Genomic DNA, 21,952 nt, shown 5'->3' on the forward strand with positions numbered 1-21,952 from the left:
GCTCATGCCCTTAATTTCCAACTGTCAAATTCCGCCCAAGTTTCGGACAAATCTACTATTCCACCCGCAACGCGGGCCTGATCCAAAGCCATTGCCACAAGCCCCGCTTCAAGCGCATCAACAACGCCCACAGGTAAGCTTTTGGTTTCACCGCGCAAAAACGCTGCGATATCGCTGACCATCATATGATCCGCGCCGTAATGCGCCGACATTTTCGCAGGGTCGCCCTTGGTATAGTCATGATCGGCAATTGTTTCCCCGTCGCGCGCGGTGGCCTTGAGATAGCCGCGTACGAAGTCGCCTTCGGCCATGCCCAGCGCCCCCATCACACAGAAACGCCGATGCTCGTCGGGCGTGTTCAGATTGGTATGAAAGGCCAAACTCGCGCCCGTTTCATATTGCAAAATCGCGGTTTGATAGTCGATGATATCGCCATCCGAATGGAAGGCATCAGGAACGCTCTCCCATGCACTGGTTTTGCGATGCATGATCTCGTTCTCGGTGTTTGACGTGGGTGCAAATTCGGGAACAAAGGATTTGCGGCCACCAAAACTTGCCACCCGCGTCGGACGAGAGCCCGTGACCATGTTATAAATATCAATGTCGTGGCAGCATTTTTCGAGCATAAACCCGCCCGACCATTTTATCATCCGCCGCCAATCGCGCATAAAGAACGCACCGTGATAGGGCGCGATATGCTCGTTCGCCTCAAGCGAGGTGATCGGCCCCAAGCGGTCCAGAATGGCGCGCAAATCCACCATATGTTGCGAGTAGCGCAGCACAAGGCCAACCATCACTTGATCGATACCGTATTGCGCCAGAAGCTGGGCCAATTCCATCGTGTCATCTTTGGTGGTCACGACGGGTTTCTCGGTGAAAATCCGCACACCCGCCGCAAGGCCGAGCTTGATATGCTCCAGGTGGAAGCTGTTGGGCGACCCGACAAAAAACAAATCCGGCTTGGTTTGGGCCAGCATATCGGCCACGTCATCAAACCGCGGCACATCCTCGCCGATCATATGAAGATAGGTCGGTTGTGGATCGAAATACCCGACGAATTCAATTTCCGGCATGGACTCTTTCAAGATCGAAAGAACATGCCCAGCGCGAAGCCCAATACCTGCAGTTACAACTCTCATGATACGAGTTCCGGTGCGGATTGGCGGCGCAAGACATCGCCTTGAGCGTCAAACACATGGCAATCCTGTGGGTTGATCGACAGGATGATATTTTTGCCTTCAATGATGGGCACATCTCCCGGTAGCGACGCACTAAACCGAGTTCCGTAGCCCACAGTGCCATGAGTGATCGACACCCCGCCCAAGCGTTCAAGGACGCGCACGTTTACGTCTAAACCGCTCTCGCCGAGAGCGACATTCTCGGGGCGAATACCCACCTCAACGCGGTCGCCGACGTGTACGGTGCTGGTGTTCACGGGGAGAGTCATTTTGTGACCGCCTTCCAAAAGGACCGACAGCCCGTCCTTTACGGAAAGAACCTCGGCAGGAATGAAATTCATATTCGGCTGACCGATGAAGCTCGCGACAAATTTCGTGGCGGGGTGGTGATACAATTCCATAGGCGAGCCAAATTGCTCAACACGCCCCGCGTTTAATACAACAATGCGGTCGGCCATCGTCATCGCTTCGACCTGATCGTGGGTCACATAAACCATGGTTGCATCGAGTTGACGGTGTAACTGGCTCAGTTCCACCCGCATGTCGCCACGCAAAGCGGCATCTAGGTTTGAGAGCGGCTCATCAAACAGGAACACTTTGGGGTTACGTACAATCGAGCGCCCGATGGCGACACGCTGGCGCTGGCCACCCGAAAGCTGCCCGGGTTTGAGTTGAAGCTTATCCGTGAGTTGCAGAGTTTCGGCAGCACGGCCTACGCGGTCGTTGAGTTCGGAGCCGGATATTTTTTGAACCCGCAGCGGGAAGGCGATGTTTTCAAATACCGTGAGGTGCGGGTAAAGCGCATAGGACTGAAACACCATCGAAATGCCCCGATCCACCGGATGCGCTTTGCTAACGTCCTTGCCTTCGATGATAATTTCGCCACTGGTCGCCTCTTCGAGGCCTGCAATGATCCGCAGCAAGGTGGATTTACCACAGCCAGACGGGCCCACAAAAACAACGAACTCCTTGTCTTTGATCGCGAGACTGATGTTGTGCAGCACTTTCGCTGTGCCAAAAGATTTACTGATTGCATTCAGGTCAAGCGTAGCCATGGCGCATGCGTCCTATCGTAAAGGTAAGAAGGGAAAAGTAATGTGGGCGGCCACGTGGGCCGCCCAACAAGAGACAACTCTTAAAGAGCGTCGTCGAGTTCAACACCCGCGATGGTCACAAGGTTTTCAACGGTATCATCCTCAAGGATGATGCCCTGAACCATATTTGTGAATACGGATTGCAACGATTTGAAATCTTCAACCAGCGGCTCTGGTCCACCTGTGGCAATCGAGGCAGTGAACGTGGGCCACATGCCATCGGCGTAGTACAAATCGGTTTTCCCCAAAGCTGCATAGTCAAGGATCGGTGTCAGGCCCCACGTGCTGTCGAGGTCGTACTGGCTGTCACCAGAGGTAATGGCTTGGGCCAATTCTTGCGCCAATTCTTCGTGGCCAGAGCCTTTGAACACAACGATCGAGTCTGTGATCAGGATTGTGCCGCTTACGCCCGATGGACCTGCGGGAATAGGAGCAACCATTTGGTTGATGCTCTCGTTGTGCTGTCCGTAACCCCAAGGACCCGAGATATACATCGCGATCTTGTTGTCGTTGAACAGATCTTTGAGCTGATCGCGTTCCCAAGCCGTTGGGCCGTCTTGCGAAACGTTCACAAGTTTACCATAGAACGCAAGGGTTTCGCGTGTTTGCTCGCTGTCGAGCATGTTTGCGCCCGTTACGGGATCAACCACCGCACCGCCATTGGAATAGAGGTAATTCAGGAACTGGTGCATTGTGTTGTCGAAGTCTTTACCTGCAAGGCCAATGCCCGCGGCGTCAGTGTTGTTCACAACCCCTTCGGCCAAAGCATAAAGGTCGTCCCAAGTCGCAGGTGCGGCGCAGGTTTGGCCGGACGCTTCGATCAGGTCACAATTCATATAAAGCGCTTTTGTCGAGAACGCGTGTGGGTAGCCCCAAGCGGTTCCTTCAATCGTCACAGTGTTCAAAACACCAGGTTGGTAAGGCGTGGCAGGATCGATGTTCGCAGGAACGATCAGGTCGTTATTGGCCAATTGGCGCAATGTTCGTGAGCCCATATAAGCCACAGAAGGCGGATCGCCCGCAGCGGCCAACGTCAGGGATTTGTCTTGGCATGTCCCCCATGGCACCGCTTCAAGGTTTACCGTCACGCCATCGTGGTCAGCCACAAACTTGTCGACAACGGCCTGATCGGCCTCGCGCACTTCGCCGCCACACATGATGAAGTGCAGTTCCTCATCGGCCTGTGCCGCCATAGCTGTGCCAGACAGTAGCAAAGCCCCGAGTGTAATTTTCATTGATTTCATTTTTGTAGTCTCCCTAGGTTGAACTTTTTATTATTCTTTGACCGCGCCTGCTGTGAGACCAGCGACGAGGTATTTTTGCAGGAACAAGAAGATGACCATGACAGGCAACACACCCACCAAGGCAGCGGCCATCATTTCGTTCCAAGTCACCGATTGATAACCGATGAATTCGTAGAGGCCCGCAGGCAAGGGTTGCAGTTCGCGGGTCTGGTTGAATGTGATTGCGAAGAGGAATTGCTGGGCATAGGCGCCGATAAACACGGCCACGCCCACAACGATCAATCCTGGGGTCGCCAGCGGCAAGACCACACGGCGCAGAGTATACATGCGGGACGCGCCATCGACAAACGCTGCCTCCTCCAATTCGCGCGGAATTTTCTCCAAGTAGGAGCGCAACAGCCAGATACCCGTCGGGATCAAGAACGCCACACCCGGAACAATCATCGCCCAATAGGTGTTGAGCAAGCCAAGGCTGCGCAGCACCCGATAGAGTGGGATCAAGAGGACCGCTCCCGTAAACATGTTTACTCCCAAAAAGATGGATAGCGAGAGGTTTTTGAACGGAAACTTGAGCCGCGCATAAGCATAAGACGCTGGAATGACGAAGAACATCGTGATTGCCGTCACCGACGATGCAATGAAGATCGAGTTAAAGATATAACGTCCGAGCAGAGGCACCGTGATCCACATTTGCTTATAGGCATCAAAGCTGAAGTCATCGGACCAGAATTGGTAAGGGCTGCGGAAAAGATGCTCCAAGGGGCGCAGCGACGTCATAAACATCTCAAAGAACGGCAGCAGCATGAAGATCAGGAAAAGCGTGATACTGAAATAGATGCCAACCATTTGTAGCTTTGTGTAACGGTCCATCATCTTACTTCACCCCATATTTCTTGTTCACCTTGTTCAGGAAGAACAAGTATCCCAGCGAGAATGTCCCCAGCAGCAACACAATAATCACCGCCCGCGCCGAACCTTCGCCGAATTTATAATTGCCAATGGCGGTTTTATAGGTGTCCACAATCAGGGTCGTCGTCGCGCTACGAGGGCCACCCTCGGTCAAGATCCAGATGATCTCAAAACTGTTGAACGTGAAGATCGCGGACAAGAGCGACATCGACACAATCACAGGCATAATTTGCGGGATCGTGATGCGACGGAAGCGATACCAACGCCCTGCCCCATCCACCCATGCGGCCTCATAGAGATCACGATTCACACCCTGCATGGCCGCTAGGAAAAACAGCGTAACCATAGGAACGCCCACCCAAACATCCGTCACAATCGCCGAATAAAACGCCGAGGATTTATAGGCCAAGAATTCAAACGGCCCGTCCGTCAACCCAACCCTTTGAGCCAGCCCAGACAGAACGCCGAAATACCCGTTGTACAGCCACAACCAGCCAATACAGCCAATCGCGATTGGAATAACCCAAGGCGGCATGACCAAAACCCGAAACAACGCGCGCCCCGGCACGGCGGCATTCAACAGCACCGCCCCAATCATTCCCAGCACCAATTTGAGCGCCACCGAGAGGAACATCCAATAAAACGTCCGCACAATCGTTTGGTGAAACTTCCTGCTGGCGAGTAATTCTTCGTAGTTGGCCGTCCCGATGTATTTCTCGCCGCCCAAGCCCGCCTCCATAAAGGATAGACGGACGGTCTCGACCAGAGGCCACGCAACGATCACCCCAATGAAAATCATCGCAGGCCCCACAAGAAGCCATGCAAAAAGGCTTTCCGAGATAACGCTGCGCCGCTTCACTTCAGGCGCGTACACTTCATTTGGAACATTCGTGGCAACTGTCAATTTCATCCCCCCAGATACACCTCAACGAATCAGAGGCGTTCTCTAACAATACCAAAAGGTGTCAATATTTCTACAGTTTTAATACCAAAAGGCGCGACATCAAAAACCTGTTGTTTTACAAGTATATTATGGTAAATTGAACTCCAAAGCATGCAATTTTAAATCGAAATAGGTTTCTTTTTTATAATACCACTGGAGTGATTCCCGATGACCGAAAATTCTGAAATCTATGCTTTGGAGCACTGGTTCAATTCTGGGAATGGGCCGCGCTATCAACAACTACATCGTCATATTGCGAATGCTATCTCATCGGGGAAACTCCTGCCGGGGTCGCGCCTCCCTGCAGAGCGCGACATGGCGGAACTGGCTGGAATTAGTCGCGTCACCGTTCGCAAGGCTGTTGCCAAACTTGTGGCGGACGGGTTGATTGAACCGCGCCACGGGGCGGGGTCTTTTGTGCGAAACACCACCCAAAAACTCAAACAATCGCTCTCGACCCTCGTGTCCTTTACCGAAAACATGTCGGCGCGCGGGGTGGTCCCCACCAGCGAGGTGTTGTCAGCAGGGTTGTTCGCGCCCAGCCCTCAAGAGATGATCGCCCTTGGCCTCTCCGCCACGGATCAAGTTGCGCGGGTTCAACGTTTGCGGTTTGCGGGCAACGTGCCGATGGCGCTTGAAACCTCCTCACTACCGCAAGACATCTTGCCCTTTCCCGAGCGTGTGAAAGTATCGCTCTATGCCATTCTGCGCCAAACCCGACAGGCCCCGACCCGCGCCATTCAGCGGGTCACCGCCGTCAATATTTCGGGCCAAGAGGCCAGCCACCTAAAACTACCCGATGGAACGGCCGTGTTGAAGATCGACCGCACAGGCTATCTCGCAACGCGACGCCCCATTGAATACACAACGGGTTTTTACCGATCCGACATCTACGATTTTATTTCAGAACTTGGGGTCGAATAAATGGAGTATACTTGCCGCCTCGATGGGCAATTCATGCGCTGCACACTCAAACCAGATCGCGCCCTGAAAGCTCCCATTTTCTGTTTTTCGGGGATGGGTCCGATCACAGCAACTTCAGGCGGAGATCGTGTCCGTGGCACGGGCAGTTATACTGAAATCGCCCTGCCCGACCTTGCAGAAAATGTCGCCCACACCGTGATACTTGAATATTCTGGCGGCTTCAAACCGGCCAATCGCGCATGGATGCCCCTTGGGCCCTACTTACGTACTGGTAACGAATTGATCCCTCTGCCCCCTACCCCCGCAGGCTTCCGCGCAAAACCTCAAGCGGCGCCACCCGCCTTTGCGGGCCTGCGCCTTGTCCCGCAACCCACGTCCTTTGTTGCAACAGATGAAAGCGTAGACCTTACCCACATCAGCGCCTCGAACGACGCCTTTGATGCCGTGGCACAACTGGCCCAACGGCGAGGGCTTGAACCCTTTTTATGCGGCGATGGGGTGCCAGTCGTCTTCAAGCAAGATGCCTCCCCAAAAGACGCCTATACCCTCAATATTCAACCTGACGGGATTTCAGTCTCCGCCAGTTCCTACGGCGGACGTTTTTACGCGGGTATCACTCTTTTGACCCTTAGAAACACCCACGCGGGCAAAGTCCCCTGCGGGGTGATCACCGACAGTCCCCGCTTTAACTGGCGCGGACAACATCTTGATACGGCACGACATTTCTATCAGCCACAAACAATCCACGATTTACTGGATGTCATGGCTATACTGAAACTCAATCGCTTTCATTGGCACTTTGCCGATGACGAAGCCTTCCGCCTTCAAATTGATTGCTTCCCCGAACTTTGGCAACGCACGGAAAAACGTGGCGAGGGGCATTTGATGCCCGCGCTCTTTTCAGGCGCGATTGAAGCAGGAGGGAGCTATTCGAAACAGGAGGCCATGGCGATCATTGAACATGCCAAAGCCCTCAATATTGAGGTTCTCCCCGAAATCGAAGCCCCCGCCCATGCCCTTGCGACAACCTACGTTTTCCCCGATGTCCGAGACCCCGCCGACAATGGTGCGGAAGTTAGCGTGCAAGGCTATCACGGCAACGCGATGAACCCCGCGATGCCGAAAACTTGGGAGGTGCTCAACGCGATTGTCGCCGAAGTCGGCGCGCTGTTCCCGTTCGGGCATCTGCATCTTGGATGTGATGAACTGCCAGAGGACACATGGATGGGCTCTCCCAAGGCGCGCGCTTTGATGAAAGAGCATAATCTGGAAACCACCCAAGATTTGCAGGGCTGGACCATGGCCAAACTTGCACAGACTGTCGCCGACGCAGGACTACGCCCCGCAGCATGGGAAGAGGCCGCACAGGGCTCAAATGGTGGCATCGGCAACAACGCGATCCTGTTTACATGGACCGGCCAAGGCCCCGGACTTGCAGCTGCGCGGCGCGGCTATGATGTTGTCATGTGCCCCGCACAACATGCCTATCTCGACATGGCCCACACCGACGACACCGACGATTGGGGCGCAAGCTGGGCCGCCTTCGTTTCCTTGGGTGACACCATCGCATGGGACCCCGTGCCCGATCCAGACCTCGCCTACAAGATTATCGGAGTGCAAGGCGCGTTCTGGTCGGAGTTTACCACTGAGGATAGTCAACTTTGGCCGATGATCCTGCCACGTATTCTGGGGATAGCGGTGAAGGCGTGGCAAACGGAGGACATGACCGAGGACAGCCTGACACGCCTCGCACATCATTATCGAGACATGTCTTTGGCACCGTAGCTTTACCCCAAAAGGGCGATCCCCCCCAACACAAACGCCGCAAGGAACGTGGTTTGAGCGACGATGATTAACATCGCCTTTGCGCCAACGCTTTTGAGTTGCACCACAGAGGTTTTCATTCCAACCCCCGCGACGGCCGTTACGAGCATGGCGCGCGAGACCGTGTCAGCGGGGGTTTTCACAACGTCGGGAATGAGATGAAAGGAATTCGCAACCGCGAGGGCCAAGAACCCCAAGACAAATAACGGCAACAGCGGTGGTCGTTTTGCCCCTGCGGGAACGGAATGCCGCAAAACGAGTGCCCCAAAGAATACAACGGGTGCTAAGAGTGCGACGCGGAACAATTTGACGACGGTTGAAATGTCCCCGACCTCGTCAGAGATCGAATACCCCGCCCCAACGACCTGCGCCACATCGTGGATCGTTCCGCCCAAAAACAACCCTGAGGACTTTGCGTCCAAGCCAAGGACTTCCGCCAAGATCGGATAGAAAATCATCGCGAGAGTGGACAGAAGCGTGACCGAGATCACTGCGAACGAAAGGTCGCGTTCGCTTTCGGGACGATCCGGCAAAAGCGAACTAATCGCCATCGCCGCAGACGCCCCACAAATCGCCACAGATCCCCCCGTCAGGAAGCCAAACAAGCGATCCTTGCCAACCAAAGGTGCCAACGCGACCGACAACAATATCGTCGCCATAACGCTACCAACGATCAACGCCAAATTGAGCGGGCCGATCAATTGCAGCATCTCGCCGCTGACGCGTATTCCCAATAAAGCCACACCAATGCGTAAAACAACCCGCGAGGCGAACAGGATTCCGGGGGCGGTGCGCTCGTCTTCTGAGAGGAATTGAAGCGGCATGCCCAGTAGAATTGCCATAAGCATCACAGGCGCGCCGTAGTGATCAGACAAAAACTGCGCCGCCATGGCGACCATCGCCGCCAGCAACACTCCGGGTGCCAAAATCCCAAGGGGGGATTTCTCAATTGATGTGGCGGATGCAGCGGACGATTTGGTCATGGGAAAATTCCAACAGAATAGAGTGGCATTTGCGTGGGGACAGCTCGATTATTTCTGAGCAATAAACTCAGACCAAAGCACGGTTTGCCCCGAGGTCGCGCTCAACTGGGCGGCCATGCCCATGGCGACAGCCTTCCAGCCGTCCTCTAACCCAACGTCCGGCATATCACGCTCGCCACGCACCAAAGCCAGAAACCCTTCGTGCTGATAATAGGTGGCGCCATTGTGATCGCCAGCCTCAAGCAGGCGCGGATCAACAGGAATTTCTTGCATCGTTGGGCCCTTGGGGGCGCGCGGGCTAACAATCAGTTGAGGGATCGGAGCCTCGCCCAAATGCTCGGGCCAAAAACGACCAGGCCCCGGAACCAGCGCCTCAATTTTTCCCTTCGACCCAACCACGCTTATTTCCTCCTGATAGCGCGATCCTTCGGCAAACATACATAGCTCCAACATCGCCCGCATTCCGTTTTCGAAATCCACGACGACATAGCCGTTATCCAAAATATCGGACGTTTCTCCGTCATAGGTCTCGTCAAGATGGTTCACGTTTTGACCTGCACTCGCCATAATGCGCACTGGCTCCGACTTCGCCAGCAAGCGCATTAAATCGAAGAAATGACAGCACTTTTCAACGAATGTCCCGCCTGATTTTGCATTAAATCGGTTCCAGTCGTTGACCTTTTCCAAAAACGGAAAGCGGTGCTCGCGGATTGAAAGCATTTTTATCCCGCCAGTCGCTTGCTCGACCTCTTGGCGCAGCGCCGCGATTGGCGGCATGTAGCGATATTCCATCGCCACCCAAACGGGCGCGGGATAGGACGCTTGAAAAGCAAGGACACGCGAAAGCGATTCAGGGTCGGTGAACAGGGGTTTTTCAACTAAAATGGGGAGCGAGCGGGTTTTCGCAATCACCTCAAGTTGCTCAAGGTGCCGAAAATTTGGACTCACGATCACCAAGCAATCTAGCGCCTCAATCGCAAGTAAGTCGTCGACACTCGCGCAAAAGGTGGCTTCGGGAGCGAATCCGGCCGCAATCTTCGCCATCGCCGCGTCCGGTTCAAAAATCGCCGCTACACGTGTGCCGGGTAAAAGCGCGATATTGCGCAGGTGCTCTTGCCCCATCATGCCACAGCCAATGATTCCGTAATTGATTGTCTTCGTCATGTTCGTTCCTTACTTAATGCGCTGCACGTAAAGCGCACGATCTGTGTCAAACCAAGTGCGCGAAAACTCAACGGCCTCTGGCTCCTGCGCCCAACTCAAGCGCTCAATGTATCCCGAAATTTCGCCAACAGGCTTGCCGAATTCATGAGGTGCCCACGCAGGGACGGTTTGAATTCCCACACGATCTTCGGCACGCGAAATCCAAAATCCAAGTTGCTTTTGGTAAAAATGATAAAGGGAGTCAGAAAGTGCCCCAGCAGGGACTTTGCCTGCGTTTTGATCAAGCCAAATCTCTTCAATCGCGATGACTGTATTGTTTAGAAACCGCAAACGGCGAATGCGGGTTGCAGCTTCGGACGTACCAAACTTTGGTAAATCTGAAGGTTTCGTCAGCGCCTGAATGTCAAGAATATTGGCACGGGGCAACCCGCCCCCGTCAAGCAGCTCAAGTCGAAACATGGAATAGACGCTATTCACTTCGCCGCCGTGACGCACATAATTCCCCGACCCCTGAACGCTTTCCAGAAGGTTCTTTTTGATGAGAATCGCCAAGGCCTTTCGCAGCGTCCCGACCGAGGTATTTAGCGAGTCCGCCATGGCCCGCTCGGGCGGCAAACGCTCTCCATCCATCAACCGTCCCGCACTGATATCCCGAATAAGCAATTCGCTTATTTGAACATACATTGGCAGTGCATTCTGGCTCTCATTCGACGAGACCATGAGCTTCCTCCGTATGCGACAGTGTGCCGCAACAATAATTGATACACTATTGATCTATATCAAAGACAGTGCTATGCAAGCAAAAAATGAAGCGAACTTCGGGAGACTTGATATGAGTGTTGTTCCAATAACATCGCCCAACTTGGAAGCAGCAGAAGTGTCTTGGTTTTCCGCACTTTGCTCGGATGACTACCAATTTTTAGGGGTTCCGAACGGCGATTTGCGCTCTAGCTGGGCCCATTGCAGCAACATCGTCAAAATCGCCGAAAAGCAAGGTTTTCGCAATATTCTGTGTCCGTCATCCTATCAGGTTGGCCAAGACACGCTCTCGTTTGTCGCGGGCTGTGCGCCTATCACAACAGACATCAATCTCCTCGCGGCCGTGCGCTGTGGCGAAGTGCAGCCGATCATGTTGGCGCGCACGATCGCAACGCTCGACCACATGCTCGAGGGTCGCTTGACCGTCAATATCATCAGCTCCGACTTCCCCGGCGAAAAGGCCGAAAGTGGCTTTCGCTATCAACGCTCCCGCGAAGTCGTAGAAATCCTGAAGCAAGCGTGGACACAGGACGAAATCAACTACGAAGGCGAGGTTTATAACTTCAAAGGCCTCACAACGGACCCCGTCAAACCTTACCAAACCGGCGGACCGCTTTTGTATTTTGGCGGCTATTCTCCGGCGGCACTCGAACTGTGCGGCCAGCATTGCGACGTTTATCTAATGTGGCCCGAAAAGCAGGAAGATCTAGCGGGTCGGATGCGCGCCGTGAACGCCGTTGCCGAAAAATATGACCGCACATTGGATTATGGCCTGCGGGTGCATATGATCGTGCGCGACACCGAAAAAGAGGCGCAGGAATACGCGGAATATATAACCTCAAAACTCGACGATGAATATGGTCGCATGATCCGTGAACGCGCGTTAGATTCAACCTCCCTCGGCGTTTCCCATCAGGCCAAAAACCGCGAACTTGCGGATGAATTTGGCTATATCGAACCCAATCTTTGGACAGGTGTCGGTCGTGCGCGCTCAGGCTGTGGCGCGGCGCTTGTTGGCTCTGCGGATCAGGTTCTTAGCAAGATCGAAGACTATCAGAAAATGGGCATTCGCGCCTTTATTTTTTCGGGATATCCGCACATCGAAGAGGCCGAGTATTTTGGCAAGTTAGTGATGCCCCACCTCAAAACTTGCTCGTTGCCACAGGCCTATGGCCGTGTCCCGAGCAAGGCCCCCAACACCCCTCTCGCAGCAGGAGTTCGCCGTTAATGGAACGCGTCGCTTTATCAGACACCTTAAATCTAAGCCGCATTGTCTATGGCATGTGGCGGATTGCGGACGACAAAGACACCTCGGCCAAACACGTCGAAGCCAAGATCAACGCTTGCCTTGAACAGGGCATCACCACCTTTGATCAGGCCGATATTTATGGCGGCTATACAGCGGAAGCGGTTCTGGGAAATGCCCTGCGTGCAGCGCCCTCTCTGCGGTCCCAAATGCAAATCGTCACCAAATGCGATATCGTCGCCCCGATGGGCCGATACGCGGATGCGACGGTCAAACACTACGACACTTCGGCGGCGCATATTAATGCCTCGGTCGAAAATTCATTGCGTGACATGGCGACCGATCACATCGATCTTTTGCTCATCCACCGCCCCGACCCTTTCATGGACCACTTTGAGACGGGCAATGCGCTCGACGCATTGGTGCGCTCAGGCAAGGTTGGCGACGTCGGCGTGTCAAATTTCAAGCCATGGGACTGGGAATTATTGCAATCCGGCATGGATACGAAACTGGTCACCAACCAGATTGAAGTGTCCTTGGCGACGACAGAGTCCCTCACGAACGGCGACATGGCCTTTCATCAGAAAAACAACCAGCGCGTCATGGCATGGTCGCCCTTGGGCGGCGGTGGCTTGATGGTTTCCGAAACGGAAATCGGAGAACAACTAATTGAAATCGCAGAAGAAAATAATGTCGACTCCGCCGCGGTTGCCGTGGCATGGCTTCTAGCGCATCCGGCAAAAATCTTGCCTGTCATGGGCACAAATAACCTCAAACGGATCGCAGCGTTGTCGAATGCCCTCAAAGTCAAGATGGATAGGCAAACGTGGTTCCGTCTGTATTCTGCAGCTATCGGCGGTGAGGTCGCGTAATGGCGTTTGCGTCTCGCCAATTCACACCGGACTCCGACAACGCCCGTCAATTGCGCGATGCGTTTGGACGTTTTTCGACGGGGGTTACGGTTGTTACCGTTGCCTCAGAAGACGGCCCTATCGGGATGACAGCGAACAGTTTTTCGTCGCTGTCGTTGGACCCAGCATTGGTTCTGTGGTCCCCTGCGATTGGATCGCGTCGTTATAAATACTTCGCAAATGCCGAGTACTTTGCAATTCATATACTGAGCGACGAGGACAAACACATTTGCGAAGGGTTCGCCAAAAATGGTCACGCATTTGATGCACTAGAGCATCGGACAAACAGCCACGGCGTGCCGTTGATTGAAAGTTGCCTCGCGCGCTTTGAATGCCGTCATGTTGCCACGCATCCTGGAGGGGATCATGTCATCGTTGTCGGCCAAGTTGAAAATGTTGAACTTCGAGACGGCAATCCGTTGACGTTTTATGGTGGAAAATATGGGAAGATTCAGGCCGCATAGGGTTTGAAAAGTTTCCTCATTCCGAGGGAACGACAGGGGGGAGCCTGATGAATATATTACTGACGCTCGTGTCACCATTAAGCCTCGTGAACGAGACGCTCCTGCGATTCGGGCGCGCCATTGGTGCAGTCGCGATTGCCCTCATGGTCCTCGCCATTCTGGTGCAGGTTTTTTTCCGGTATATTTTGAACAACGCCCTGCCGTGGCCCGATGAGGCCGCACGGTTTTGCATGATGTGGATGACTGGCCTGATGGCTCCGACGGCGTTTCGCCGTGGCGGTTTTGTGGCCATCGACATGTTGCTGTACTCCTTGCCCCGTACGATCGCGGGCGTGATAAATCTTATCCTGCTTTCGCTGTCATTTATCGTTCTTGTGGTTGCGGTACAAATCGGCTGGGGCGAAGTCACAGGATTTGGCGGACGGTTCACAACGGCCTCGCTTTATGTGCCAATGTCGTTGGATTTCACCCAATGGCTGCGCGTGCCACGCTCTTGGATGATGGCCTCCCTCTTGGTTGGAGTGATCCTTCTGCTGAGCGTCAATATCGAGTTGATTTTGCGTACACTCGTTAAACTCTTTGGAGGCGAGGATCGCCTTCCCATCATCGAAGCCGCATCCATCGGAGGGTCCGAATAATGCTTATATGGTTCCTTCCCCTTTTCCTCATTTTCCTTCTGGTTGGCTTACCCGTGTTTTTCGGCCTTTTGGCAGCCCCCGGAATCCTTCTATTCCTGAACGGTCAAGAAAAGGACATCACACTCCTTTATCGAAACGTTTACAATGGGATGGACAGCTTCCCTCTCATGGCGATCCCCTTCTTTATGTTGGCGGGCGAATTGATGAACAAGGGTGGCATCACCATGCGCCTTGTGGAATTCGCACAGGCCCTCATGGGGCACCTACGGGGCGGCTTGGCGCATGTGAACGTCCTGTCGTCGATGCTTTTTGCAGGCCTCTCTGGCTCGGCGGTTGCGGACACCTCGGCCCTTGGGTCCATGCTGATTCCTGCGATGGAGAAACAAGGCTACTCCCGTAAATTCGCCGCCGCCATCACCGCCGCGTCGTCGGTGATTGGCCCGATTATTCCCCCGTCTGGCATCATGATTATCTATGCCTATGTGATGGGCGAGAGCGTCGCGGCGCTGTTCCTTGCAGGGATTGTTCCCGGCATTATGGTGGGACTTGGCCTGATGCTTATGGTCAAGTTCATGGCCAACAAATACGATTTCCCCGTTGCAAGCCGCAAATACACATGGCCCGAACGCGGCCAAGCTTCCATCAAGGCGTTCTTTCCGTTGATGACACCCGTCATCATTCTGGGCGGGATTCTGGTTGGGGTTTTCACGCCGACAGAGGCGGCAGCCGTCGCCGTGGCTTACGCTTTGATCATCGGCTTTTTCGTACTACGCACCCTTACCCTCAAAGACATTCCCGACATCCTAACACGTGCTGGCCTCACGTCTTCGGTTGTGATGCTGCTGGTGGGGGCTGCGATGGCGTTTAAAACCGTTGTCAGCTTGAGCCACGCCCCCGAGCAACTCGCCCAGTTCATCCTATCACTTTCGGAAAACCCGCTCATCCTGTTGTTCTTGATCAACATTCTGTTGTTTGTGGTCGGCATGTTCTTGGATGCGGGCCCCGCGATCATCATTCTTGGACCAATTTTGGGGCCAATCTTCATCAGCCTTGGCGTCGATCCCATTCACTTTGCGATCATCATGTCCGTCAACCTAACGGTTGGCCTTGCGACCCCGCCGATGGGCTTGGTCCTATTCGTGGCGTCCGCCGTTTCTGGCGAGCGCGTCGAAGCCATTGCCCGCGCCATTCTGCCATTTTTGGCGGTCGAAGTTGTTGTGATTTTCCTAATCACCTACATCCCCGCCATTTCCATGACAATTCCGCGACTAACCGGATTTGCTAATTAACCACGAGTATTCAGGGAGGAAACACGATGCTCACTAAGACCATAACAACCCTCGCGCTTTCGGCGATTCTAGCAGGGACCGCACTCACCGCGACGGCCGCTGACTATAAGCTCCGTGCAACAGCGAACTCCAATGAAAACGACGAAGACTATGACGGTCTGGTTGTCTTCAAAAACTACGTCGAAGCGGCCTCCAATGGCGCGATCGAGGTGGAACTCTTTATTGGTACACAGCTCTGCTCCAACGGTGCGGAATGTTTGCAAGGCGTGGCCGACGGCACCGTCGACATCTATATTTCCACTTCGGGCGGCGCATCGGGCATCTTCCCTTATGTGCAAGTTTTGGACCTGCCCTACCTGATGGCGGACGACCGTATCGCCGAGCAAGTTTTGTCGGGCGATTTCACCCGCACAATGCGCGACATGGCGCTTGAGGATTCCGGAGATGCAATCCGCTTGATGACCATCGGCAACACCGGCGGCTGGCGCAACTTTGCCAACACGAAACGCCGTGTGGCAGAACCCGCCGATATGGAAGGCTTGAAAATCCGGACCGTTGTTGCGGATCTTCCGCAGGAACTCGTGAAAGCAATGGGCGCGTCTCCGACTCCGATCCCATGGCCAGAACTGTTTACCTCGTTCCAAACTGGCGTCGTTGAAGGCTCCAAAAACGGCATCACAGACATCATGGGCATGAAATTCCCAGACGCCGGCCTGCAATACCTCACACTTGACGGCCACGCTTACATGGGTGCCCTCTGGTGGATGTCCAACGAAACCTTCATGGAAATGCCCGAAGATATGCGCCGCGTTGTGGTAGACGGTTTCTATGCCTTGCAACAGGCAACTTTCGCGTCACCAAAGCGTAAATCCATCCAAGCCTATGAGGATTTCGTAGCGGGTGGTGGCGATCTTTATGTGCCAACACCTGAGCAAAAAGAGGCCTTCAAAGTGTCTGCAGCTCCTGTTTACGACTGGTTCAAAGCCAACGTCACACGCGGCGACGTTATCTTTGAAGCTCTGACCACAGCGGTTGCCGAAGCAGAAGTCGAAGTTAACGCCGCACGCGCGGCCGACCTAAACTAAAGCACAGAGGGCGCGGTTCAGTCCGCGCCCTTTTTCCGTATTAAGACCTCCACCTAACGAAACGGGTACATCCAACCCTTGTAATCATTGACCAAAACATGCGCCTTCTCAATTTCCGCCTGCGTCATCTTTTTGACGATCTCTTCCAGAGAAATTGCCGCGTCGGGGTCTCCCCCGATGGCCGAAAGCGTGTACCACATATAGCCTCGAACCAAGTCAGGTGCCGCCACACCACGGCCCACCTCGTAATACCAACCGATCCCCGATTGCGCGCCGGGATGCCCCTTGAGGGACGCGCGCAAATACCATTCAAACGCCCGCACATCGTCTTGCTCAACCCCAAGTCCAAGCGCGTACATCACGCCAATAAGCTCCTCGGCGTCGGCATTGCCACTGCGCGCGGCGGGCAAAAACTCCTCCATCGCGGCGGAATAGTTATCGGCCTCCATAAAGTCGCGCCCCTCTTCCACCCCTCCGAAGGCGGGGCTAGCCGCAATCAAACTCGCAAAAACAAACTGGCGCATGTCGCTCTCCTTTTGTGCGTTTCACAGCCGGTATTGGCCGAACTTCCTGCGCCCCTTACGCCAGACGACTTTATCGTCTTTGACGCGAAACAGGCGGCGATTGGTCAACTTTTATTTTACGATAAAATACTGTCAGGGAACAGAAATATCGCCTGTTCCACCTGTCATCATCCCAAGTTTGGCACGTCCGACGGCCTGTCGCTTGGAATTGGTGAGGGTGGCGTTGGGCTTGGCATTGACCGCACCGCAGGCAGCGGCGACAGCGCGATCAAAAAACGCATTCCACGCAACGCCCCTGCCCTCTGGAACCTCGGCGCAAAATCCCTGCACACGATGTTTCACGATGGCCGCCTCTCCATCAACGACAAATACGCAAACGGCTTTGACAGCCCCGCCGAAGAATGGCTGCCACAGGGCCTCGAAACGCTCCTCGCAGCCCAAGCGGTTTTCCCCCTGACCGCGCAGTTTGAAATGGCCGGAAATCCAAGCGAAAACGAAGTCACAGGTGCCGTTCATGACCGCATTGATGCAGGTTGGCCGATCCTCGCGAAGCGCGTGCGCATCATACCCGCCTATGGTTCCGCATTCGTTGACGCCTTTGAGTACATTGAACGCCCCGAGCAAGTTACCATCGTCGAAATAGCCAACGCTTTGGCGGCATTTATGGGGCTAGAATGGCAGAGTTACGACAGCCCGTTTGATCAGTACATTCAAGGCGACACGACCGCGTTAAACACACTTGAACTTGCGGGAATGAACCTCTTCTTTGGCAAAGCGCAGTGCTCTAGTTGCCACGCAGGGTCCCTCCTCACGGATCAAAAATTCCACGCGCTTGCCCTGCCTGCGTTCGGACCTGGGCGCACACGTCGCTTTGATCCCATGCCACGCGATGTGGGCCGTATGGGAAAATCAGACCGCCAAGAAGATGCCTATAGGTTCCGCACTCCCATGCTTAGAAATGTTGAAAAAACAGCGCCTTACGGGCACAATGGCGCATACCCAACGCTTGATGGCATTGTCCGACATCACATTGAAGCCGAGCCTAATTGGGCCCGCGATTCACTGGTCCTGCCTGATGCCGCATGGATTTCACAGGTCGATTTTGCCATTCAAAGCGACACACGCGAAATGGACCGCCAACGACGCGTGCGCGACACCGTGCCCCTTACCCTCAGCGATAGCGAAATTATCGAAATAGTCGCTTTTTTGAAAGCCCTCACGGGAACAACATTGAACGATCCCCGTTTTGGAATACCGAATTCCGTCCCTAGTGGATTGCCGCTTGATTAGGGTAGCTCCCTGCAGATTAACGACGTCTTTGTAGGCGACGGAAATCTCAGCAAGAGGCTTAGGTTGGAATGATGTGAAACCGTGCGTTCCAAAGGTTTTTATCTTAGCGAGAAAGCTGCGACTTATTTCCCGCTGACATATGGCCGTTACAAAACTACCCTATCAGCTAGCAAGTGCGCTTCGCATGCATCGCAGGGATCACCCTGTTTTCTAAATCTAAATTCGTCGGGCCGATCCATGGCCCGCTTACCGCAGGCGTGCGTCCTAATCGGCTGCGCCATCAAAACACATATGCCCAATTGGGCATTTACTCGACTGGAGTATACTTAATGACCCGCGTTTCAATTCTTTCTGCTGCCGCTCTGTCCATGATGGCTAGCAGCGTCGCTGCTCAAACTGAAATCACTTGGTGGCACGCAATGGGCGGCGCCCTTGGTGATACAGTGAACCAAATCGCGACTGACTTTAACGCCAGCCAGTCTGACTATCAGATCACACCAGCCTTTAAGGGCACTTACGAAGAAGCGCTGACTGCGGGCATCGCGGCCTTCCGCGCAGGCGAACAGCCAAACATTTTGCAAGTGTTCGATGCGGGCGCGGCAACGGTGATCGGCGCAAAGGGTGCCACGATCCCTGTGCAAGATTTGCTGACTGATAATGGCGTATATTTCGATATTAACGACTACATTTCCGGTGTGCGCTACTTCTATGCGGATAGCGATGGCAAGATGATCGGCATGCCGTTCAACTCTTCCTCCCCGATCATGTATTACAATCTGCAAGCCATGGAAGCCGCTGGTGTTGAAGCACCAAAAACATGGGAAGAATTCGAAACCGTGACCGCTCCGGCCTTGGTTGATGCAGGGTATATTCCGCTGGCGCAATCGCATTCGCCTTGGATTTTTGCGGAAAACTTCATGTCCCGCCATGACCTGCCGTTCGCCACGAATGACAATGGCTATACTGGTACAGACACAGAAATTTTGATCAACTCACCCGAGATCAAAATGCATTGGTCACATGTGAAAGATTGGCTGGATTCAGGCTATTACGCTTGGTATGGCGCGGGTTGGGGTGATAACCAAACACCGTTCGAAGAAGGCAAAGTTGCGATTTGGTTGGGGTCTTCAGGCTCCTTTGGTGGATTGTCCAAATTAGACCTACCGTTTGAATTCTCAGCAACATATCTCCCCTATTGGGAATCTGTCACAACAGAGCCGACGCAAACATTCATTGGTGGCGCTTCGTTGTTTGCGATGTCTGGTAAATCTGACGAAGAGAACCAAGCAACGGCCGCGTTCTTTGACTTCCTGACATCCCCAGAAGTTCAATACATGTGGCACCAAGAGACCGGTTATGTGCCGATCACAATCGCAGCCTATGAAATGGCACAAGCGGATGGGTATTATGATCGCGCACCGGCTGCAGAAATCGGCATCAAGCAATTGTCTTTGCCTGCTGGTGAGAACACAAAAGGGTATCGCATGGGGTTCTATGTGCAAATCCGTGACGTGATGAACCGTGAATTCGGCCGCATCCTTGGTGGCGAGACATCGGTTGATGATGCCTTTGCGACAATGGAACTTGAGGGCAATGAGTTGCTTGCCAAGTTTGCCCAGACTCAAGCGCAATAATCACTTTTCATACCAAGACCTGATGGCCGCTCTGCGGCCATCAGCGTATTCACAAGGACCCCCTATGAAACGCGCTGCTTTCACCAACCGTTGGTTGCCGATCCTGTTGCTCGTGCCACAGATCTCAATCATCGGCATTTTCTTCTACTGGCCTGCCATCCATGCGCTGCGCTCGTCATTCTATCTGCAAGACCCCTTTGGATTTAGCGAAACATTTGTTGGGTTTGCCAACTACGCATCGCTATTCAATTCCGCGTCCTATGGGCGCGCTGCGATATTCACAGTTTCTTTCACGCTACTTGTCACCATCCTGTCGCTTGGCATTGCTTTGTTGCTTGCCGTAAAGGCCGACAAGGTTGTGCGCGGGGCCAAGACATACCGCACACTTTTGATGTGGGTTTACGCCGTTGCGCCTCCTGTTGCGGGAGTGATGGGGCTGATCCTTTTCAACCAAAGCTGGGGACCGATCTCCGATCTCTTCAAAAGCCTTGGTTGGGATTTTGCCCTTGGCGTAAATTATTACGACACGGCCTTTGCGATGGTTTTGATTTCCGTCTGGAAGCAGATCCCCGTCAACTTTATCTTCTTCCTGTCAGGGCTACAATCCATCCCCAAATCTGTGCGCGAGGCCGCAATGATCGACAATCGATCCGCCGCTGGACGCTTTTGGGATGTGACCTTTCCCTTGCTGGCCCCAACGGGGTTCTTCCTGTTGATCACCAATATCACCTATTCGCTTTTTGACACGTTCGGCATCATCGACACGGTGGTGAAGGGCGAGCCAGGAAACAACCCGATGACCCTTGTGTACAAGGTTTATGTGGACGGGTTCCGAGGCAACGACCTTGGAGGATCATCGGCGCAATCTGTTGTCTTGATGGTGCTTGTTTTGGCGATGACTGTTTTTCAATTCCGGCTCGTTGAACGCCGCATTCACTATACATGAGGCCCGATATGAACACCGAAATAGTGACCCAATCCGCCCCCCGCGCGCGGATCAAACTGTCGCTGGTCTTTGACCACGGCATCCTCATCCTTGGCGCGGCCTTTTTGATCCTGCCAGTCCTGATGCTTTTGCAAATGAGCACCATGCCGGACCTCTTCAACATGAAAAACGGGCCGAGCTTCGCCATTGGCGATCAACTTGATGAAAACTTTCGCAAAGCAATGTTTGAGGCGGACGGGTTTTCAGGCGCGAACACCGGCGTGCGGATGCTTTGGAATTCAATGATCCTTGGGCTTGGCTTTGCCGCTGGCAAAATTGTGCTGGGCATGATGGCCGCCTATGCAATTGTCTATTTCCGCATGCGGTTCGCGACACTTGCGTTCTGGATCATCTTCACGACGCTGCTCTTGCCGCTTGAGGTGCGTATTTTGCCGTCTTACGAGATCGTGCAACAGCTTGGCATGGTCAATACGTATCAAGGGCTTATCATCCCGCTGATTGCATCCGCCACGGCGACCTTCTTTTTCCGCCAGTACTTTCGATCCATCCCCGAAGAACTGGTCGAGGCCGCCCGCATTGATGGCGCCGGACCGTTCAAATTCTTCATTGATATTTTGGTGCCGCTTTCCCGAACGATGATTGCCGCGATGTTCATCATCATGTTCGTCTATGGCTGGAACCAATATTTGTGGCCCACGATGATCACCACGGATGAGGATATGTTCACACTCGTGCGTGGCATCAAGCAAATCAGACAATCTCTCGAGGGCACCAGTCTGCCCGAATACGGACGCGCAAATATGCTGGCCCTTATCGCCATTTTGCCCCCCGTTTTAATCGTCATCTTCTTCCAAAGCTGGTTCGTCAAAGGTTTGACGGAATCGGATAAATAAGGAAATTATC

General features: G+C 53.8%; 21 protein-coding genes. 12 read left to right on the forward strand and 9 right to left on the reverse strand.

What is annotated here, in order from left to right; all coding sequences use genetic code 11:
* Nucleotides 1-2: 2 nt before the first annotated feature.
* From AB9F29_RS03915 to AB9F29_RS03935, 5 genes are all read right to left on the reverse strand, one after another.
* Nucleotides 3-1,139, reverse strand: coding sequence for a Gfo/Idh/MocA family oxidoreductase (locus tag AB9F29_RS03915; RefSeq protein ID WP_335585941.1), 1,137 nt, complete (start codon nucleotides 1,137-1,139; stop codon nucleotides 3-5).
* Nucleotides 1,136-2,233 (reverse strand): ABC transporter ATP-binding protein, encoded by a 1,098-nt coding sequence (locus AB9F29_RS03920; RefSeq protein WP_369754664.1) that lies wholly within the window; start codon nucleotides 2,231-2,233, stop codon nucleotides 1,136-1,138. The genes AB9F29_RS03915 and AB9F29_RS03920 overlap by 4 nt, the downstream gene beginning before the upstream one ends.
* Nucleotides 2,234-2,313: 80 nt before the next feature.
* Nucleotides 2,314-3,516 (reverse strand): sugar ABC transporter substrate-binding protein, encoded by a 1,203-nt coding sequence (locus AB9F29_RS03925; protein WP_335585939.1) that lies wholly within the window; start codon nucleotides 3,514-3,516, stop codon nucleotides 2,314-2,316.
* Between the two features lie 30 nt (nucleotides 3,517-3,546).
* Nucleotides 3,547-4,389, reverse strand: coding sequence for a carbohydrate ABC transporter permease (locus AB9F29_RS03930; protein WP_335585938.1), 843 nt, complete (start codon nucleotides 4,387-4,389; stop codon nucleotides 3,547-3,549).
* Nucleotide 4,390: 1 nt separating this feature from the next.
* Entirely contained in the window at nucleotides 4,391-5,335 is a 945-nt protein-coding gene (locus AB9F29_RS03935) for a carbohydrate ABC transporter permease (RefSeq protein ID WP_369754665.1), read from the reverse strand.
* A gap of 201 nt (nucleotides 5,336-5,536) precedes the next feature.
* On the opposite strand from AB9F29_RS03935, the gene AB9F29_RS03940 reads away from it, so the two are divergent.
* Both AB9F29_RS03940 and AB9F29_RS03945 read left to right on the forward strand, forming a co-directional pair.
* The gene (locus AB9F29_RS03940; protein ID WP_335585936.1) at nucleotides 5,537-6,292 is read left to right on the forward strand and encodes a GntR family transcriptional regulator; all 756 of its coding nucleotides are present in this window, start codon (nucleotides 5,537-5,539) and stop codon (nucleotides 6,290-6,292) included.
* On the forward strand, nucleotides 6,293-8,077 hold the full coding sequence (locus tag AB9F29_RS03945; RefSeq protein WP_369754666.1) for a beta-N-acetylhexosaminidase: 1,785 nt from the start codon (nucleotides 6,293-6,295) through the stop codon (nucleotides 8,075-8,077). It abuts the gene before it with no gap.
* Between the two features lie 2 nt (nucleotides 8,078-8,079).
* Here AB9F29_RS03945 and AB9F29_RS03950 read toward each other — a convergent pair whose 3' ends face one another.
* From AB9F29_RS03950 to AB9F29_RS03960, 3 genes are read right to left on the reverse strand one after another with little or no spacing between them, the layout of a single operon-like run.
* Nucleotides 8,080-9,099: a YeiH family protein gene (locus AB9F29_RS03950; RefSeq protein ID WP_369754667.1), complete on the reverse strand. Its 1,020-nt coding sequence runs from the start codon at nucleotides 9,097-9,099 to the stop codon at nucleotides 8,080-8,082.
* A gap of 48 nt (nucleotides 9,100-9,147) precedes the next feature.
* Nucleotides 9,148-10,263 carry a Gfo/Idh/MocA family protein gene (locus AB9F29_RS03955; protein ID WP_369754668.1) on the reverse strand — a complete coding sequence of 372 codons (1,116 nt, stop codon included), beginning with the start codon at nucleotides 10,261-10,263 and terminating at the stop codon, nucleotides 9,148-9,150.
* A 9-nt stretch (nucleotides 10,264-10,272) separates the two neighbouring features.
* Nucleotides 10,273-10,983, reverse strand: a complete 711-nt coding sequence (locus AB9F29_RS03960; protein ID WP_369754669.1) for a GntR family transcriptional regulator — start codon at nucleotides 10,981-10,983, stop codon at nucleotides 10,273-10,275.
* A gap of 112 nt (nucleotides 10,984-11,095) precedes the next feature.
* Here AB9F29_RS03960 and AB9F29_RS03965 point away from each other — a divergent pair, with 112 nt between their 5' ends.
* The 6 genes from AB9F29_RS03965 to dctP are packed head-to-tail and all read left to right on the forward strand — an operon-like array spanning nucleotide 11,096 to nucleotide 16,655.
* Nucleotides 11,096-12,250 (forward strand): LLM class flavin-dependent oxidoreductase, encoded by a 1,155-nt coding sequence (locus tag AB9F29_RS03965; protein WP_369754670.1) that lies wholly within the window; start codon nucleotides 11,096-11,098, stop codon nucleotides 12,248-12,250.
* The gene (locus AB9F29_RS03970; RefSeq protein WP_369754671.1) at nucleotides 12,250-13,140 is read left to right on the forward strand and encodes an aldo/keto reductase family oxidoreductase; all 891 of its coding nucleotides are present in this window, start codon (nucleotides 12,250-12,252) and stop codon (nucleotides 13,138-13,140) included. Before AB9F29_RS03965 ends, AB9F29_RS03970 begins: the two co-directional genes overlap by 1 nt.
* Entirely contained in the window at nucleotides 13,140-13,643 is a 504-nt protein-coding gene (locus tag AB9F29_RS03975) for a flavin reductase family protein (protein ID WP_369754672.1), read from the forward strand. The genes AB9F29_RS03970 and AB9F29_RS03975 overlap by 1 nt, the downstream gene beginning before the upstream one ends.
* A gap of 47 nt (nucleotides 13,644-13,690) precedes the next feature.
* The gene (locus tag AB9F29_RS03980; protein WP_369754673.1) at nucleotides 13,691-14,281 is read left to right on the forward strand and encodes a TRAP transporter small permease; all 591 of its coding nucleotides are present in this window, start codon (nucleotides 13,691-13,693) and stop codon (nucleotides 14,279-14,281) included.
* Nucleotides 14,281-15,570 (forward strand): TRAP transporter large permease, encoded by a 1,290-nt coding sequence (locus AB9F29_RS03985; protein WP_335585927.1) that lies wholly within the window; start codon nucleotides 14,281-14,283, stop codon nucleotides 15,568-15,570. Before AB9F29_RS03980 ends, AB9F29_RS03985 begins: the two co-directional genes overlap by 1 nt.
* 26 nt (nucleotides 15,571-15,596) lie before the next feature.
* Complete coding sequence (dctP, locus tag AB9F29_RS03990; protein WP_369754674.1) at nucleotides 15,597-16,655, forward strand: TRAP transporter substrate-binding protein DctP; 1,059 nt, start codon at nucleotides 15,597-15,599, stop codon at nucleotides 16,653-16,655.
* Nucleotides 16,656-16,708: 53 nt separating this feature from the next.
* Here the strand turns inward: dctP and AB9F29_RS03995 are convergent, their stop codons facing one another.
* A complete protein-coding gene (locus AB9F29_RS03995; protein WP_335585926.1) occupies nucleotides 16,709-17,179 on the reverse strand; it encodes a tetratricopeptide repeat protein in 471 nt (156 codons plus the stop codon).
* A 33-nt stretch (nucleotides 17,180-17,212) separates the two neighbouring features.
* Here AB9F29_RS03995 and AB9F29_RS04000 point away from each other — a divergent pair, with 33 nt between their 5' ends.
* From AB9F29_RS04000 to AB9F29_RS04015, 4 genes are all read left to right on the forward strand, one after another.
* Nucleotides 17,213-18,469 (forward strand): cytochrome-c peroxidase, encoded by a 1,257-nt coding sequence (locus AB9F29_RS04000; RefSeq protein WP_369754675.1) that lies wholly within the window; start codon nucleotides 17,213-17,215, stop codon nucleotides 18,467-18,469.
* A gap of 329 nt (nucleotides 18,470-18,798) precedes the next feature.
* Nucleotides 18,799-20,103, forward strand: a complete 1,305-nt coding sequence (locus AB9F29_RS04005; protein WP_369754676.1) for an extracellular solute-binding protein — start codon at nucleotides 18,799-18,801, stop codon at nucleotides 20,101-20,103.
* A 64-nt stretch (nucleotides 20,104-20,167) separates the two neighbouring features.
* Nucleotides 20,168-21,049 (forward strand): ABC transporter permease subunit, encoded by an 882-nt coding sequence (locus tag AB9F29_RS04010; RefSeq protein ID WP_039003293.1) that lies wholly within the window; start codon nucleotides 20,168-20,170, stop codon nucleotides 21,047-21,049.
* 8 nt (nucleotides 21,050-21,057) lie between these two features.
* A complete protein-coding gene (locus AB9F29_RS04015; protein ID WP_369754677.1) occupies nucleotides 21,058-21,942 on the forward strand; it encodes an ABC transporter permease subunit in 885 nt (294 codons plus the stop codon).
* Nucleotides 21,943-21,952 lie beyond the last annotated feature (10 nt).

This window comes from Falsihalocynthiibacter sp. S25ZX9, from assembly GCF_041205405.1.
Lineage (GTDB): Bacteria > Pseudomonadota > Alphaproteobacteria > Rhodobacterales > Rhodobacteraceae > Falsihalocynthiibacter > Falsihalocynthiibacter arcticus.

What these genes read in the sequence shown, in the direction of transcription:
- AB9F29_RS03915 (WP_335585941.1), bottom strand. Translation starts at nt 1,139, where the DNA reads ATGAGAGTTGTAACTGCAGGTATTGGGCTTCGCGCTGGGCATGTTCTT.
- AB9F29_RS03920 (WP_369754664.1), bottom strand. Translation starts at nt 2,233, where the DNA reads ATGGCTACGCTTGACCTGAATGCAATCAGTAAATCTTTTGGCACAGCG.
- AB9F29_RS03925 (WP_335585939.1), bottom strand. Translation starts at nt 3,516, where the DNA reads ATGAAATCAATGAAAATTACACTCGGGGCTTTGCTACTGTCTGGCACA.
- AB9F29_RS03930 (WP_335585938.1), bottom strand. Translation starts at nt 4,389, where the DNA reads ATGATGGACCGTTACACAAAGCTACAAATGGTTGGCATCTATTTCAGT.
- AB9F29_RS03935 (WP_369754665.1), bottom strand. Translation starts at nt 5,335, where the DNA reads ATGAAATTGACAGTTGCCACGAATGTTCCAAATGAAGTGTACGCGCCT.
- AB9F29_RS03940 (WP_335585936.1), top strand. Translation starts at nt 5,537, where the DNA reads ATGACCGAAAATTCTGAAATCTATGCTTTGGAGCACTGGTTCAATTCT.
- AB9F29_RS03945 (WP_369754666.1), top strand. Translation starts at nt 6,293, where the DNA reads ATGGAGTATACTTGCCGCCTCGATGGGCAATTCATGCGCTGCACACTC.
- AB9F29_RS03950 (WP_369754667.1), bottom strand. Translation starts at nt 9,099, where the DNA reads ATGACCAAATCGTCCGCTGCATCCGCCACATCAATTGAGAAATCCCCC.
- AB9F29_RS03955 (WP_369754668.1), bottom strand. Translation starts at nt 10,263, where the DNA reads ATGACGAAGACAATCAATTACGGAATCATTGGCTGTGGCATGATGGGG.
- AB9F29_RS03960 (WP_369754669.1), bottom strand. Translation starts at nt 10,983, where the DNA reads ATGGTCTCGTCGAATGAGAGCCAGAATGCACTGCCAATGTATGTTCAA.
- AB9F29_RS03965 (WP_369754670.1), top strand. Translation starts at nt 11,096, where the DNA reads ATGAGTGTTGTTCCAATAACATCGCCCAACTTGGAAGCAGCAGAAGTG.
- AB9F29_RS03970 (WP_369754671.1), top strand. Translation starts at nt 12,250, where the DNA reads ATGGAACGCGTCGCTTTATCAGACACCTTAAATCTAAGCCGCATTGTC.
- AB9F29_RS03975 (WP_369754672.1), top strand. Translation starts at nt 13,140, where the DNA reads ATGGCGTTTGCGTCTCGCCAATTCACACCGGACTCCGACAACGCCCGT.
- AB9F29_RS03980 (WP_369754673.1), top strand. Translation starts at nt 13,691, where the DNA reads ATGAATATATTACTGACGCTCGTGTCACCATTAAGCCTCGTGAACGAG.
- AB9F29_RS03985 (WP_335585927.1), top strand. Translation starts at nt 14,281, where the DNA reads ATGCTTATATGGTTCCTTCCCCTTTTCCTCATTTTCCTTCTGGTTGGC.
- dctP (WP_369754674.1), top strand. Translation starts at nt 15,597, where the DNA reads ATGCTCACTAAGACCATAACAACCCTCGCGCTTTCGGCGATTCTAGCA.
- AB9F29_RS03995 (WP_335585926.1), bottom strand. Translation starts at nt 17,179, where the DNA reads ATGCGCCAGTTTGTTTTTGCGAGTTTGATTGCGGCTAGCCCCGCCTTC.
- AB9F29_RS04005 (WP_369754676.1), top strand. Translation starts at nt 18,799, where the DNA reads ATGACCCGCGTTTCAATTCTTTCTGCTGCCGCTCTGTCCATGATGGCT.
- AB9F29_RS04010 (WP_039003293.1), top strand. Translation starts at nt 20,168, where the DNA reads ATGAAACGCGCTGCTTTCACCAACCGTTGGTTGCCGATCCTGTTGCTC.
- AB9F29_RS04015 (WP_369754677.1), top strand. Translation starts at nt 21,058, where the DNA reads ATGAACACCGAAATAGTGACCCAATCCGCCCCCCGCGCGCGGATCAAA.